This window comes from Bradyrhizobium sp. USDA 4341 (assembly GCF_054063755.1).
The window spans coordinates 7,137,491-7,152,600 of record NZ_JBSSGO010000002.1; the positions used below are offsets into that span (position 1 = coordinate 7,137,491).

A 15,110-nucleotide genomic window follows, 5' to 3' on the forward strand; every position below is an offset into this window, starting at 1 on the left:
CAATTGTTGCGTGCAGTACTAGACGATGCAATTATGCAAACCGGCGGCATAGGGCGACAGATTCCTTCCCGCTTGGTCAGTTCGCTTGATGAGAGCACATGATTTGCCGTTCTAACTTTCTTCCGGGGACATCTAAAGGATGACCCAGGTGAGAGCGAGTCGCTATGGGTGCTTCATTGCCTGGCGTTTGACATGGTAGCAGACGCATGACCCAAACCCAATTCAGTGGCTACCTAATGGCACGCCCCGGCGAGCTCGAGGTCCCCCGCGATCTGCTGCAGTTTCCTCGATCAACTGTTTCCAGCGGACCAACGTTTCACTTCGTCGATGCGGCATATTCGGTGCGCAGATGGGACTCGTTCACTCTAGAAAGTCCCGTTCCTCTCGGCGAAGAAGCGGAAACGGCACGGCCACCATTTCAATATCCGGTTTTTATCGTCCGGGGACTCAGCAAATTCGTTATACTGGCGCCACGCCGCAAGATCGCTGATTATCTGATACAGCATGTCCTCGATCGACAAATTTTCCCAAACTTCCGGCGGACGCCAATCAACATCCAGCGGTTGATCGAGAAGGCCGAGAGTTCAGACAGTGAATTCTTGGTAACATCGCTACACGGCAGGTTTTCTGGTCCCGGGCGCACGCTTCGTATGATGTCGCTATACGGCGATGATGTTACTGATTCCGTTGTCTTCAGGGATCATCACGCATTGTTCAACTTTTTCTCCTGTGGCTTGGGGCGCCGTCTGTTCGACGGGTTGCCACGGTTGCGTCCCAATGAGGAAGGAGAGATCACGCGAATAACAAATGAAGGTTCTTTGACGCTCAATTTGATTGATCGAAGGCGCGCGATTGAATTTCTCCTCGTGCTTGGCTTCGTACTGCGCAACAAGTGCGCGGAAAGTTGGGTTCCGGTCGCTGAAGGGCCGGATCAACTCTAATGAACATGAACCTCCCCGATAGCTGGCAAAATCGCGCTAGCCTCATCGACCATTTGGCACAGCAACTTGTGCGCGGACGTCTTGGCGTTTTTCTCGGTGCGGGCGTTTCAGCGTTCTATGGACTTCCGGATTGGACTACTTTGGTCAACCGCCTGCTTGCGAGGTCAGGCGAGCCACCGCTAAACGGGACCGAAGATCCGATCACGCGCGTCGGCGCACTCAGAGCGAAGTACTACAAGGGGCGAACGAAGGAGTTCCTAGACGCTGTTAAGGCCGACCTTTACGAGGGGACCGCCTTAGATTTCGAGAAAATTCGTAAGAACGATACCCTCGCGGCCATCGGTTCCCTCGTTATGTCGTCCAAACGAGGCTCCGCTGCCAAGGTTATCACGCTGAACTACGACGATCTCGTTGAGAACTATCTTGAGTTCCATGGATTTGTGACTTCATCCGTCTGGCGCTTGGCCCATTGGGCGAACAATGATGACGTTACAGTGTATCATCCTCATGGACTCCTTCCATTGGCGCCCGATCGGAAGGATAGCGACGATATCGTGCTCGGCACGAACGAGTACTTGGATGTAATGAAGTCTCGGTGGCGTCCGTTGTTGGAGTCGTTCCTCCGAACGCACACGTTTCTCTACATCGGCTTGTCAGGCAATGACATGCACCTGCAGAGCCTGATCCACGATATCAAGGATTTTCACGCGATAACTGAAGAACGTATCTTGTATCATACCGTGCGATTTTCCGTTGCAGGAAAACGTGACGATGTAGGAGATCTGCTAGGGCCTCAGGGTGTCTTCACCCATCAGATCGCAAATCATTCCGAAATCCCTCCGCTTCTCTTTGCTATCAGCCAAGCCGCGCGCAAAATCAGAGCGGCGAGTTAGTTGTTGGCCTTCGGTGCGCCAGGCCTCGCGCAATCTAGGTCAATGCTCGTGCATCACAGATATTTCGGGAATCGTGTTCGAATTCTTGTCACCTGAGACCCTCGATCGCACCAGCGGGATCATTGAAGATTCGGCAGGCTACCGAGGATCGAAAGATTGGGTTCGCTTCTACTCTGTCTTCGACCAACTGGAGCCGTTCATGATGAAAAGCCACTTGGTACACGATCTAGATCGGGTCGGCGCCTCGACGTGGAAGGCCTTCGTAGTCAACGGCTCAAGCGGGCCGGCGAACCTCACGAAAGGGCAGCACCTCCAAGAAAGCCGCTGATATTGCTAGAGCCCGGCCGGGATTCGGAGGCTTGCGCGAATTTCATGTTGCCTCCGAAGAGGGCTGACGCCCTCAATTCGCGCGGGCCCCGTTGCCGCGGTACCCTTTGTCGACATGGATACGGCGAGCCTCCACGCCGGTGAGTTTCTCCATGTCGGCGACCACGGGGCCGAGCGTGTGGCCGTCGAAGGGATTGCCGTGCAGCGCCTTGGCATGGAGGACGAACTGTCCGCCCTTCGGGGACGTCACGGGGGTGGCGATACTGACCCAGCGGGTGACCCATGTCGATGATTTGATCGAGCGCCGGAAGCAACAGGTCTTTGTTAAAAGGCACCTGAAGCCGTGACAGGCAGTCATTGCGTGGTCTTGCCGAAAAGCGACCTAAGAGCGGTGGCTTATGGCGATTTTAGGCAATAGATCCGCCGCTGATGGCTGGCGTTCGCTCAGCCCGTGAACGAACTCGTATCTACCAGAATTCGATCGATCGACGGCTTCCCGTTTTTCCAACTAGCCTCAAACCGGCCAGGAAATGATTCGGATAGGACGACGTCCTCTGAATACTGTAAGGTGACATGTACATTAATCGGGCCCTCGATCCGACTTCCATCGAACCGAATTTCATCTTCGAAGACCTCGATCGCTTCGACGTGCGTGTTCGAGGATAAGATATCGAGGTCGTCCCAAGCGTCCGTGCCGGCAAGGTCAGTACCTCTGACCGCTTCAGCAAGAGCCCTCAACTGATCTGGCTTGAGCTCAGAAGATTTTTTGCTTGCCTTCGCCATCGTCTTAAAAGCCTGCCGCACTGATCCCGAGCCTCTTATCGTACTGCCACTTCAGAGATCCACAAACCCCTTCCAAATTGGCCCAAATGAGAGCCGCATCCACGCCCATGCGGAAAAGCTTGCGCTGGAATGCATAGCGAAACTCCGATGGGATGACAAACCGGTGCTTTTCCACGCCCGGATATCGCCAAGCCTGCTCGGGATGAGGATGGACGGAAAAAAGCCCACGTTGGCTCGATATTCGCGGTGCAAGGCTCGACGGAAAGAGAAACCCCACCTCCGTTATCTTGAACGGCGCAGGCCAACTCGCCGGGTCCACGATTTGCTTTTCATCGAGAGGGTAGGCGTAGACGACGGCATTTTCTTTGGCGTAGGTCTCGTCGACCAGCGCGAAGAAACAAGCTACCAAGGGATTAGTGCTCCAGTCGAGAAGGCGCGTGGGCAGTCCGAAATGCTGCCCCAACGCGAGCCACTCCCAATCGTCGGCGGCTGGGATGTGGGTATGCAGTCGCGCATCTCTCTTGAAGGCTCGAAATACCCGTTCCTCAAACAGGGGGTTGTAGTTTCGTCCCCGACCGGCCGATGGGCGAAGCTCCCAAGTGTCCGATGACTGGCCCCGGAAAACAAAGCGCGAATGTCCATATCGGTCCAGGAAAGACAGGAATTCGCGCCACTTCTCTTCAGAACGGACAATCTTTTCGCTGATATCGCTCTTCGATTTCAGCAGTTCCGAGGGCGGGGGAAGCGGCGCCGCTCTGAGAGTTCCGTTCGGCGGTCTTCTAGGCGGCCTCATCTATCGGTTCTCCGCCGTCCCGCGACCATCGCGCGATAGACTGCGCTCGCAAGATCGCGGGCGATCTCGCATTTCGTATCCTGCCAGAGCTCGAGCCGGCTCACTCGCACTTCCTCCTCAAGCACTACTATCGGAAGGCTTCTTACTCGCGCTAATCCCACGGCCAAGACGGACGCGATATCCGCCCCTTCGGCCAACACGAGGATCGCGTCGCAGCCATCGAGTTGATTGCTGATATCGCCTTCCTTGCGAGGCCGCCCGTCCAAACCAAGTTCGTAAGGCGAGACCGTGTTCACTCCGAGTGCCCATAGCGCGCGCAAGGCTTGGTCGAGAAGCCATTGTTGGGCCATTGACCGGCACGGCGATGCCACGAATATCTTGCAAGGAGCTGAGGGATCGAACTGTTCCATCTCGGAAGACAAGCTGTCGGCCGTTATCGGTAATGCGCCAGCTGGCGCACCCGCATAGACAGCCGATGCGCGCGACGCTAAGTCCGCCGCTCGAACAGGATCCAATAGTTTCTCGCCCCAATAGTGGGCAAACATTGCGCAAAAAACATTGCCGGCGCCGATCTTGAACCACTCCCGCGAGACGTAGGCGGGTATCTCGTGTTCAACCTCACCATCGAAGAGAATTCCTCCGCCGGTTCGCCTCCGGACGATCATCAGGTCGGCAGGATACTCAATCATCAATTTGGCTACGGTGTCGCGGAAGTCGCCGTCGGGAGCAGGTATCTCGTCATCCGCCGCGATTAAAGCCAGGGATGTCACGTCGCCTCGGGCAATATCGTTGTCACCCGCAACCCCGTCTCCGCTATACGAGATCTCGAATATTGCGCGATCGGCGTTCACAGTGATCGGAGACTCGAACATTGGAAAAGCGAGCACGACCTTACCACTCACGCACCAAGGCTCTGCTTCGCGGTGCGGCTTCTCCGGCTCCAAATGTGGTGGCGACGCGAGGGGATGCTTGTAGTAGAAGTGTATCGGGCTTTTTCGCTCGCGCACAGATGCTGTCACGCCTCGTTGCGACATCGTCTCGACCAGATCTGCCCGCGACCCTTCCTCCACATATGTGAAAAGCTCGCCTCCCGGGGAGACTTGGCTCAGCGCGAAAGCAGCCCGCACGCCGGAGCCCATAAGTTGCAGCCAGGCAGGCCAGTCGCATTCCTCAAGATAGGTGCCTCCGACGACGATCATTGAGCAGCCGCATGACCAAAACAGAACAAGAGCGTTCACTGGATCTCTCAACCGACGCCGAGTAGCGAACGCCCGCCTCCATGCACTCAATCAGCCTGGCGAGACCGGGGAAGGCCGATATGGAGCCTACCCTTTCGCCGCGTTCCGTCCGGCAAACGACCGCTCGCAGCTCGCCGTCCCGTACGATCGCAACATCAAGCGTGTCGCCTGTCCTGACTGTTGCGGCCACCGGGGCTCGCACTCCCATCAGATCGATGCGAAAGCGGATATCGCACCCATCACCTTCGATAGCTCGCCCACCGCCCGGGAACCGCCTTGGTTTGGTCGGCTTCATGCCACTCATGAGTTCGCCTCCGTAGCAACCTCGCGCTTCGCACGCTTAATCGTTGCTAGATGCTTCGAGCATCCGCGACAACGTCCGCAGGGATACTCCATGACGTGACACGAGAAGGTAAGTCCGAGCAGGGAATGCGGGAAACCCGACATCGTCAGGAGTTTATAGGGATGGAGGGTGCGGGCCGGCGCTGTTACGGTAACGCCGCCCTCCTGAAGAGCCATCAGCCTGTTGATGCTGCGTAGGAATGGCCCCTTACCATCGGCGTGCACATCGGTACTTACCGCACCGATCAAAATCTCAGTTAGGCCTTCGGAAACAAAGCGCATGCCGGCTAGCGTGATCAGCATCTGATTGCGATATGGCCACCACTCTTCGGCGCGTGCGAGTGAAGAGGACGGAGCGCCCGAAAGGCTGCCGGACCCCAGGGCCTTCATGTCGATCGCGAGCGTCTCGTGCTTCAATCCGAGTTCGCTGCAAATCGCACTGGCGGCTGCGATCTCACCGCGTGCTGGTCGTTGGCCGTAGTCGACGGTCAGGCATATGTCCGGGCGCTTCCAAAAGGCGAGCGCTGACGAGTCTAAACCGCCGGAAAACAGCAACACCTTCATTTACCGACGGTCCATAGGACGCGGTAGATCGCAGTAGCGAAATCCGTCGCTACATCGCAGTCGGATCCCGTGATCATAGTGAGATTTTCTCCGCCAAAGCGTTCTGCCAGCGCTACGACGGGAATATCGAGTGCGCGCGCGTAACCAACCTCGAACAGCGTTCCTGGATCGGCCCCATCGAGCACTGCGAGAACTCTTGAGGACTGACGCAGTCCTTGAAGGTCGGCACGAGCGATCGTGTCTGCCGGCAGATTCGTGCCTACTTCATGCAAGGGAGAAAACACATCGAGTCCGAAATCCATCAGCGTCCGATATGCTTCCTCGATCATCCATCGCTGGCCGAGGTCGAAGAATGGTCCAGCAAGATAGATGGACCCGGATCGAAATGCGCGAACAGCCTCGGCATCATTACTCGGTTCGGTCAGCGGCAAGAGGTGGCCATCGACGAAGTGAGCGACGCATCTCGATGCCGAATCTGCCGCCTTCGCGGCATCCAATCCACGTTCGGCCCAGAACAACGAAAATGCCGCGCTAAAAACGTCGCCAGAACCGATCTTAAAAACGGAGTTGGATCGGTAGGCCGGCACCTCGACAGCTCCTTGGCCGGGTTCGTGAACAGTCGCCCCCCACGGACCTCTCTTGATAATGGCGACATCAGCGTGATGCCGCCTCATCAAACTTTCGACATCGATCGAGCCGCCGACGATACCCGCCTCCGTCTCGTTTAATACCAAAGCGAGCCGATCTGCCCGGGAGCCGTTCGCGCCAAAGTCGACTTGATTGTAGCCTGACTGCGGGTCGTAGACCACTCGTTCCCCTTCCACGACGGCATTCCCTTCGACGAAGCCGAAGCGCAGCACGGCTGCGCCTTTGACAACGATTGAAGCGTTTCGATTGGTAGCTACTGGGTGTTGGCGCGCGGGCGATAGAAGGTGATCGTAGGAAAAAGATATCGCATCCGCGATGGGTTGCACGTGGGCGACTGCCCCGAAAGCCGCCGCGGAGTGGCGGATGTCGTCCGCCCAGCCTTGAAACCCGTAAGTGTGGAGCTGAGTGCCCGGGGAAAGCGGTGCAACCGCGCAGGCGGCTCGTAGTCCCGAACCGAATAACCGCCGCCACTCTGGCCGCAAGCAGATTTCTAGGTAAGACCCGCCGGCGATGATCATAACTATACTCGTCTGACGCGGACGGCGCAGTTCGAGCCTGTGATCCTGATGACGCTCGCGAAGTATCGGTTTCTTCGTCGCATGCAGTCTATAAGCTTTGTGAGGCCCTCGAACGCCGCTAGCGATCCGACCACTTCCCCGGTGCCCTGCCGCTTACAAACTACTGTCTCAAGATTGTTTTCGGCGATTAGATCGACATCCAGCGCTACACCCTCAACGACCCGGCGAAGTGTGGGTCTTGTCGCCGAAAGATCGACCTCAAAAATCAGGTCGCACTCGTCGTTCCCTTGAGATCTCTTGGATTTCGCAGGCTCGGCCGGATCTCTGCCGCCCGATGCCTTTCTGGTGCCTGACATGCGCTTCTTCCCAAAAGCACAATCTTTAGGCGAGTCGTACGAGGAGTCAAACTGCTCCGCGCCCGAGTTTCCGCATCTCTCGCCACATGACCGCGTCCAGCAACGACGGCCTGACACCAATGGCCTTCGCAAACGCGAGAAAGCGCTCTTCCATGAGATCATAGTCCCGAGGAAGCGCATGCTTGCGGTCGAAAAGCCCAATTAGAATTCCCGCACGCACGATGTGGATGTCCAAGATAGCGACGGCGTCGCTCCCGAGCCAGTTTCGGGTGATCCAGGATGCAGTCTTTGGCCCGACGCCGGGAATCTTCATTATTTCATCTCGGAAGCGGCGAGGATCATCGACGCTCGGCGGGTGCAACTCGACCATGCGCATAGCGTTCGCCAGTCTCGCCGATCGCTGGCGAGGGAAACGATAGCGTCTCGGCCGCTGGCCAATGGGCACCGGCTCGCGCAGTATCGTCTCGATTTCCATTGCCGTGGGTATTCGCCCGGGCAGGAAGATTCCCTCTGCGAGCAATCGATCGAACACTGCGTGATTGATCTCGGCCGTTATCCCGAATCCTCCGATGAGACAGAAGCCGACCTGCTCCTTCAGCGTCGCTTCGGTGCAGACGAAGTCGTCCTCGTCGGCAGCTAGCTTACTCATCGCCGCCCAATATGCCGCGCTGGGCACCCACTCTGGGCTACCCCATTTAACGCCCGGCATGACTTCGGAATCCGGTAGCGGACTCTCGAGATGCGCCATCTTTGCGACCTCGCTTCCATACGCATGTTAATTTATGTATTTTTATGTATTAGTATGCATATGACAAGCACCGAACGTCGAGCTTTGGGAAAAGCGCTGGAAAACTTTCGGCGCGAGCAGGGGCTAAACCAGGGTGAACTGGCCCGACAACTCGGCGTCACTCAGTCGCACATTTCCAGGGTGATCTCTGGAGAGGTCTCGGCTGGCAATAAATTGAAGCTGCGGATCGAGAGCATTCTGACGGCAGGCCGTCGGCCCGAAGCACCGGGAAGGTGGCTGGCCAAGGTTGGCGCAGCCGCGGAACGATCGCGGGACTTCAAGCGCCTTGTAGATCTGGCGATGGCCATGTTCGAGAGGAGAAAATGAGCCTAAAGTCTCGCCCCCAGGGGGCTATGCCGTTTTAGCTGCTCGCGATCGGGACATCGTCGAACTGAAGAACCCGACCTTCAGGCGAATAAACATTCTGCTCGATGAAGCGCGAGCGCGGCGTTACTTGGAAAGAAATCCTCTCCCTACGAATTTCCTGGAAGAAATCGTAGACTGTCATTTTAGCAATGTTAAATGAACGATGACTCTTCGGTGCCCTTAAAAAGTTTGTTGCCAAGAAGATAATCTTTATCGACGACTTCATTGCATCAGGTGGCCAAGCAACTGACATTCTGGCCGCGGGATTTGGAATTGAGGCGTTACGAAAGCGGCTTGGCGAGCAGCGCGAGCTCTTTGGCGACGATGTTCGTGAGCATTTATTGAGATGCGAAGTTGCGTTCGTATTCACTGCTGGTTGGGATGACGGTATCGAGGCTGTTCGGAAAATAGCAAACGATCTGAGCCTTAATTCGGTCGTCTTTCGGCATTTGGACGACGATGCATTACCATTTGCATTCGAGACGGTGCTTACTGGATCGTCGTCCGCCGCAATCGCCAGTTTTAAACAAAGATGCGAAGAGATTGGCCTAGCATTACTATCTAATTCGGATGATACCTCGGCTGATGACGCAGCAAAGGTTGCGCAGCGGACGCTCGGTTATGGAATTAGAGCAATGTTGCTGGCATCCCCCTTCAATGTGCCTGCTCAAACGCTCACGGCGCTCTGGGCAACGGGTCTGGTCGATGGCGTCGATTGGCTGCCATTGATGGCTCGGAGAAAAAAGGTTCGATCATCTCATTGCTGTCGCGTCGCCTCGGTCAAACGCCCTGGTGATCGGGCTTCGTCGCCGTCTCTCAATGTACTGTCCTACACGACCGGCGCGCCTTCGCATGAGGCGACAAAGTAACTCGAGCTCCAGAGATGGCTGCCCCACAACAAGACGCCCGCGAGGGTGGAAGCTCGGCCCTTCAGGCTCGAGAGTAGTCACGGGTTCATCTGCAAAATTCCTGGCAAAGCCTGGGCAACAACCCCGGAGTTGCTCAAGAAGCACGGCTTGGACCAATAGTGGGTGCGTGCCGTTATCGAGCACGTCCGCGAAAAGTTCTCCTGCCGAGATTGCGAGGCGATCACCGAGGCGCCGGCGCCCTCCCATCCGATCCCGCGGGGCTTTGCCGGACCGAGCCTGCTGGCGATGGTGCTGGTCAACAAGTTCCTGCTGCATCAGCCGTTGAACCGGCAGAGCAAGACCTATGCCCGCGAAGGGATCGAGATCGACGTCTCGACCCTGGTGGATCGGGTCGGCGCCTGCGTGGTAGCACTCGATCCCATTATTGAGGCCATCCGCATCCACGTCATGAGCGCGCAGCGCGTCCACGCCGACGATACGACGGTGCCGGCACTGGCCAAGCTTAAGACGGTTACCGGCCGGATCTGGACCTATCTATGGACGGTCCCCGCCTTGCAAGGCCATTTGCTTTGTTTCGGCTAACGATCGTTTGCAGCTATCTATCCGGCTTTATGGCAATGCCACGAGCCTTGATGAGATCCGCGGATCGGCGCCCAATTACGTTGGCGAGCTCTGAAGCTCGATAGGTCCAACGGGCTTAGCCGACCCCGGTCCGACCGGTTGCCATCACTCTGCTTTTGCCCTCGCAAACGGAACCACGCCCGATTTATACTTGCGGGCGGTACTCTTCACCATTGGCCATGATGGCCCAAGCGATCCGTGCAGTTTTGTGAGCAAGCGCTACCGTCACGACATTGAAGGGACGCCTGTCGAGCAGCTCTCTTATCCAAGTATTGGGGACCTGATGGATACGGACGCGATGAACGGCCGCTCGGGCGCCATGTATCAGCAACTTACGAATGTAGCCGTCGCCGCGCTTGCTGATACCACCCAACCGCTCTTTTCCCCCGGTCGAATGCTGCTTTGGTACTAGTCCAAGCCAGGCAGCGAAATGCCTTGCCGACGCGAACTGTTGTGGATGGTCGACAGACGCCGCTAGGGCAGTGGCGGCAACTGGGCCGATGCCCGCCACCTTCATGAGACGCCGACAGACTTCATTGTCTTTGGCAGTTGCAAGGATCATCTTTTCGTAGCTTTCAATGTGTAGCTCAAGGTCTTCGATCTGATCGACAAGGATTGAAAGGGCGCTACGCGCGCTCTGTGGAATACGCTCGTCAACGTCCACGAGTGCCATGAGCTCTCTCGCGTTTGCTTTTCCCTTTCCGGTCACGATCCCTAACTCGCCCAAATGACCGCGCAGAGCATTTATCGCGCCTGTGCGTTGTCGAATAAGCAAATCGCGCGTGCGATGTAGCATTAAAATTCCCTGCTGCTCGACGGTTTTTACAGGGACAAAGCGCATGCCAGGTCGTTGGACGGCCTCCCAGCACGCCTCCGCATCAGCAGCATCATGCTTGTTTGTCTTCACGTAGGCTCGTACGTAGCGGGCCCGCATAAGACGTGCTTTGTGTCCAAGCTTCATCAGTTCACGAGCCCAATGATGTGCGCTGCCGCAAGCCTCAAGACCAACGAGACAACTTGGAAGCCGTGAAAAGAAATCGAGAACCTTCCCGCGGGCGAGCTTCTTGCGGACGATTTCTCCATCCGCCGTAATCCAATGGATTTGAAACCAGCTCTTCGAGATATCGAGCCCAATTGTCATCATAGCCATAGCTTGTCCTCCTTCTGGGTGCTCTTTCGAGCTTATCAGGGCGGGGACCGTCCATCTCATTATGTTCGCGATGACCGGCCGTTTGGCGGCACGGATCCGCCGGCGGCCCTGTTCTACTACTCACGCAACCGGGCTGGAGAGCATCCGCAAAGCCATCTTGCCGGCTATGTGGGCCTCATGCAGGCCGATGCCTTCGATGGATATAACCAGCTCTACAAAGCCCAAAGGAAGCCGGCTCCGATCCTTGAAGCGGCCTGTTGGAGCCATGGCCGCCGAAAGTTCTTCGACCTGGCGAAATCTGGAGAGGCGCCGATTGCCAGCGAGGCCGTGCGACGGATCCTTGCGACGCATTCGAAACGACGTCGCCGGGTCGAGTTTCTCGACTTCGTGGATCGCGTGACCGCGGCAGCGCGATCAGACCGTCGGAGCGCAATCCAGCGGTGAATGTCGTCGTCTTCCAATGTCCGTGTTCTATCATCTACATATGAAGGGTCCAGGCGAGTAGCATTCGAATCCTTGACTCAAATAGCACCCGGTCGCCACCGAAGTGGGGATTGGTGTGCTTCCGTCGGGCAATCTATATGTGATGCGAGGTTCGAAAATCTCTTCTCGGCGTACACGACGTTAGGCCCGCCCCGCACATTCAGCGCGAGAGCAGGCCTTTGTCGGGAATTTGCTGCGCCGGTTGTCGGCATTGAGCCTCAATGCCAGAAACCTGACATACGCGCCGCTACGAAGTGCCTGCTGAGCCTGCGAATTCACCTCGGCACGCGATTTGCTCTGTTTACGGCATCATCACCAATCGCAGTGCGATGGTCTTCGGGACACGGCGCGCGTCGCTGTTCGCGTTTCGTCCGTTCCGACGGTTTGCTGTAGCAATAACTTGGCGCTCGGTTGTGGACGAGAAAATGCAGGGAAGGGTTGGATGCGATCTAGAGTTCTTCTTTTGGAAGCCAGTGAAACTGCCGCGGGAAGTGTGCGACTGGTCCGGAGGCTATATTGGGCGGACAAGTCGGTGGCGGGTACCTCCACCTCCTTCACCGATCCCTACGGTCAGCCGGTTTATGGCGATGCCGACAGGTTCGATGTCATGCGGCGGCACAACCCGCACCTCTCGTTGGGGTAGGGGCCGCATTTCTGCCTGAGAGCTGCGCTGGCACGCCTGGAATTGCGATGCGCCTTCCTCGCGCCGCTCGTGCGGATGGGGGATCTGGCGGTGACTATCGCCGCGGAGGATGTCGTCTACCTGCCGTCTTACGCATTTGCTGCCTGCGCCGCCTACGGGTCACCTTCCGCCCTTCCATCGCTTAGAGAGTGAAGTGCCACCATGTCCGAACAATCCTTGCCGACGCTGCCGATGTGGCGCGTCGATCACATCGAGCCCTCGCCCGAGATGTTGGCGCTACGCGCCAACTGTCCGATCCACCGCGTGCGCTTCCCGTCCGGACACGAAGGCTGGTGGGTGACAGGCTATGACGAGGCCAAGGAGGTGCTGTCCGACGCGGCGTTCCGGCCCGCGGGAATGCCGCCAGCGGCATTCACCCCGGATTCGGTGATTCTCGGTTCGCCGGGCTGGCTGGTCTCGCACGAGGGGGGCGAGCATGCCCGGTTACGCACGATCGTGGCGCCGGCCTTCAGCAACCGCCGGGTGAAGCTGCTCGCGCAGGAAGTCGAGGCGATCGCCGCGCAGTTGTTCGAGGCGCTGGCGGCCCAGCCTCAGCCCGCCGACCTGAGGCGCCACCTCTCCTTTCCGCTTCCGGCCATGGTCATCAGCGCGCTAATGGGCGTGCTCTACGAGGATCGCGCCTTTTTCGCCCGGCTGTCCGACGAGGTGATGACGCACCAGCATGAAAGCGGCCCGCGCAGTGCGTCGCGCCGGGCCTGGGAAGAACTGCGCGCCTACATGCGTGGCAAGATGCGGGATAAGCGCCAGGATCCGGGCGACAACCTGCTGACGGATCTGCTCGCGGCGGTCGACCAGGGCAAGGCGACCGAGGAAGAGGCGATCGGCCTGGCGGCGGGCATGCTGGTGGCGGGGCACGAGAGCACCGTCGCGCAGATCGAATTCGGCCTGCTGGCGATGTTCCGCCATCCGCAACAGCGTGAACGCCTGGTCGGCGATCCATCCCTGGTGGACAAGGCGGTGGAGGAAATCCTGCGCATGTACCCGCCGGGCGCGGGCTGGGACGGCATCATGCGCTATCCGAGGACCGACGTGACCATCGCGGGCGTGGATATTCCCGCGGAGAGCAAAGTGCTCGTCGGCCTGCCGGCGACGTCGTTCGATCCGCGCCATTTCGATGACCCGGAAATCTTCGATATCGAACGCCAGGGAGAGCCGCACCTGGCGTTCTCCTACGGGCCGCACTCCTGCATCGGCGGGGCGCTGGCCAGGCTGGAACTCAAGGCGGTGTTCGGTTCGATCTTCCAGCGCTTTCCCGCGCTGCGTCTGGCCGTGGCGCCTGAAGAACTGAAGTTGCGCAAGGAGATCATTACTGGCGGCTTCGAGGAGTTCCCGGTGCTCTGGTGATGCGCGGACCGCGCCGCGGATCGCGATCTTCTCCGCAATTTGCCGACGCGCTGGGGCGCGCCGCTCAGATCAAGCCGCCGACAGGTAATCAGGATGGACGTGCAAGAAACTAGGGCAGCATACCGGGACGCCTTCGCCGAACTGGCGTCGCCGGCGTGCATCCACGACCCGTATCCGTTCATGCGGTGGTTGCGCGAGCACGATCCGGTGCATCGCGCGGCGTCGGGCCTCTTTCTGTTGAGCCGTCACGCCGACATTTACTGGGCGCTCAAGGCCACGGGCGATGCGTTTCTGGGACCGGCGCCAGGCGAACTGGCGCGCTATTTCCCGCATGCGGCGACCAGCCTGTCGCTCAATCTGCTGGCGTCCACGCTAGCGATGAAGAACCCACCGGCGCACACGCGTCTGCGCCGGCTGATCTCGCGCGATTTCACCATGCGCCAAATCGACGACCTGCGGCCGAGCATCGCGCGCATCGTCGCCGCGCGCCTGGACGGCATGGCGCCCGCACTGGAGCGCGGGGAGGCCGTGGACCTGCATCGGGAATTCGCGCTGGCCTTGCCGATGCTGGTCTTCGCCAAACTGTTTGGCATGCCCCAGGACGACATGTTCGGACTCGCCGCCGGCATCGGCGCCATTCTGGAAGGCCTGAGCCCGCACGCCAGCGATCCCCAGCTCGCCGCGGCGGACGCGGCCAGTGCCAGAGTGAAGGCCTACTTCGGCGGCCTCATACAGCGCAAGCGCACCGATCCCAGCTACGACATCGTGTCGATGCTGGTCGGCGCACACGACGATGATGCCGGCACGCTGTCGGATGCGGAGTTGATCAGCATGTTGTGGGGCATGCTGCTGGGCGGCTTCGCCACCACTGCTGCCACCATCGACCATGCGGTCCTGGCGATGTTGGCGTATCCCCAACAGAGGCACTGGCTGCAGGGAGACGCCGTGGGGGTGAAGGCGTTCGTCGAAGAAGTCCTGCGCTGCGACGCGCCCGCGATGTTCAGCTCCATTCCGCGTATCGCCCAGCGCGACATCGAATTGGGCGGCGTGGTGATCCCGAAGAACGCGGACGTGCGCGTGCTGATCGCGTCCGGCAATCGCGACCCGGACGCCTTCGCCGATCCCGATCGCTTCGATCCGGCGCGGTTCTACGGCACCAGTCCAGGTATGTCGACCGACGGGCAGATCATGCTGAGCTTCGGCCACGGCATTCACTTCTGCCTCGGTGCGCAACTGGCCCGGGTGCAGTTGGCCGAGAGCCTGCCGCGGATCCAGGCCCGTTTCCCCACGCTGGCATTGGCCGGGCAGCCGACCCGGGAGCCCTCCGCATTCCTTCGGACGTTCCGCGCGCTGCCGGTGCGGATGCATGCGCAGCGGAGCTGAG

General features: G+C 58.7%; 14 protein-coding genes and 3 pseudogenes. 8 read left to right on the plus strand and 9 right to left on the minus strand.

What is annotated here, in order from left to right:
- Positions 1 to 206 precede the first annotated feature (206 nt).
- Entirely contained in the window at positions 207 to 941 is a 735-nt protein-coding gene (locus tag ACVIGB_RS39770; RefSeq protein ID WP_456718571.1) for a hypothetical protein, read from the plus strand.
- A complete protein-coding gene (locus ACVIGB_RS39775) occupies positions 941 to 1,834 on the plus strand; it encodes an SIR2 family protein (RefSeq protein WP_456718570.1) in 894 nt (297 codons plus the stop codon). Before ACVIGB_RS39770 ends, ACVIGB_RS39775 begins: the two co-directional genes overlap by 1 nt.
- A gap of 418 nt (positions 1,835 to 2,252) precedes the next feature.
- Here ACVIGB_RS39775 and ACVIGB_RS39780 read toward each other — a convergent pair.
- The 8 genes and pseudogenes from ACVIGB_RS39780 to ACVIGB_RS39815 form a co-directional block, all read right to left on the minus strand.
- A pseudogene (locus ACVIGB_RS39780) lies at positions 2,253 to 2,429 on the minus strand (IS5/IS1182 family transposase); the annotation flags it as partial.
- Between the two features lie 176 nt (positions 2,430 to 2,605).
- Positions 2,606 to 2,944, minus strand: coding sequence for a pPIWI-associating nuclease domain-containing protein (locus ACVIGB_RS39785; protein WP_456718569.1), 339 nt, complete (start codon positions 2,942 to 2,944; stop codon positions 2,606 to 2,608).
- Positions 2,945 to 2,948: 4 nt separating this feature from the next.
- Complete coding sequence (locus ACVIGB_RS39790; protein WP_456718568.1) at positions 2,949 to 3,737, minus strand: FRG domain-containing protein; 789 nt, start codon at positions 3,735 to 3,737, stop codon at positions 2,949 to 2,951.
- Entirely contained in the window at positions 3,734 to 4,936 is a 1,203-nt protein-coding gene (locus ACVIGB_RS39795) for a nucleoside 2-deoxyribosyltransferase (RefSeq protein WP_456718567.1), read from the minus strand. Before ACVIGB_RS39795 ends, ACVIGB_RS39790 begins: the two co-directional genes overlap by 4 nt.
- A gap of 339 nt (positions 4,937 to 5,275) precedes the next feature.
- Entirely contained in the window at positions 5,276 to 5,881 is a 606-nt protein-coding gene (locus ACVIGB_RS39800) for a 7-cyano-7-deazaguanine synthase (protein ID WP_456718566.1), read from the minus strand.
- Entirely contained in the window at positions 5,878 to 6,855 is a 978-nt protein-coding gene (locus tag ACVIGB_RS39805; RefSeq protein WP_456749290.1) for a PfkB family carbohydrate kinase, read from the minus strand. Before ACVIGB_RS39805 ends, ACVIGB_RS39800 begins: the two co-directional genes overlap by 4 nt.
- 194 nt (positions 6,856 to 7,049) lie before the next feature.
- Entirely contained in the window at positions 7,050 to 7,403 is a 354-nt protein-coding gene (locus ACVIGB_RS39810) for a hypothetical protein (RefSeq protein ID WP_456718564.1), read from the minus strand.
- Between the two features lie 46 nt (positions 7,404 to 7,449).
- Positions 7,450 to 8,151: an 8-oxoguanine DNA glycosylase gene (locus tag ACVIGB_RS39815; RefSeq protein WP_456718563.1), complete on the minus strand. Its 702-nt coding sequence runs from the start codon at positions 8,149 to 8,151 to the stop codon at positions 7,450 to 7,452.
- Here ACVIGB_RS39815 and ACVIGB_RS39820 point away from each other — a divergent pair.
- The 3 genes and pseudogenes from ACVIGB_RS39820 to ACVIGB_RS39830 all read left to right on the plus strand — a co-directional run.
- Entirely contained in the window at positions 8,143 to 8,517 is a 375-nt protein-coding gene (locus ACVIGB_RS39820) for a helix-turn-helix domain-containing protein (protein WP_456718562.1), read from the plus strand. The two genes, ACVIGB_RS39815 and ACVIGB_RS39820, sit on opposite strands and share 9 nt — an antisense overlap.
- A 245-nt stretch (positions 8,518 to 8,762) precedes the next feature.
- A complete protein-coding gene (locus ACVIGB_RS39825; protein ID WP_456749396.1) occupies positions 8,763 to 9,425 on the plus strand; it encodes a phosphoribosyltransferase-like protein in 663 nt (220 codons plus the stop codon).
- Between the two features lie 171 nt (positions 9,426 to 9,596).
- Positions 9,597 to 9,962, plus strand: a pseudogene (locus ACVIGB_RS39830) (IS66 family transposase); the annotation flags it as partial.
- 229 nt (positions 9,963 to 10,191) lie between these two features.
- On the opposite strand, the gene ACVIGB_RS39835 reads toward ACVIGB_RS39830, so the two are convergent.
- Positions 10,192 to 11,196, minus strand: a complete 1,005-nt coding sequence (locus tag ACVIGB_RS39835; protein WP_456718561.1) for an IS110 family RNA-guided transposase — start codon at positions 11,194 to 11,196, stop codon at positions 10,192 to 10,194.
- Between the two features lie 60 nt (positions 11,197 to 11,256).
- On the opposite strand from ACVIGB_RS39835, the pseudogene ACVIGB_RS39840 reads away from it, so the two are divergent.
- The 3 genes and pseudogenes from ACVIGB_RS39840 to ACVIGB_RS39850 all read left to right on the plus strand — a co-directional run.
- A pseudogene (locus ACVIGB_RS39840) lies at positions 11,257 to 11,535 on the plus strand (IS66 family transposase); the annotation flags it as partial.
- 988 nt (positions 11,536 to 12,523) lie between these two features.
- On the plus strand, positions 12,524 to 13,726 hold the full coding sequence (locus ACVIGB_RS39845) for a cytochrome P450 (protein WP_456718560.1): 1,203 nt from the start codon (positions 12,524 to 12,526) through the stop codon (positions 13,724 to 13,726).
- A 93-nt stretch (positions 13,727 to 13,819) separates the two neighbouring features.
- A complete protein-coding gene (locus ACVIGB_RS39850) occupies positions 13,820 to 15,109 on the plus strand; it encodes a cytochrome P450 (protein ID WP_456718559.1) in 1,290 nt (429 codons plus the stop codon).
- The last annotated feature ends 1 nt before the right edge of the window (position 15,110 follow it).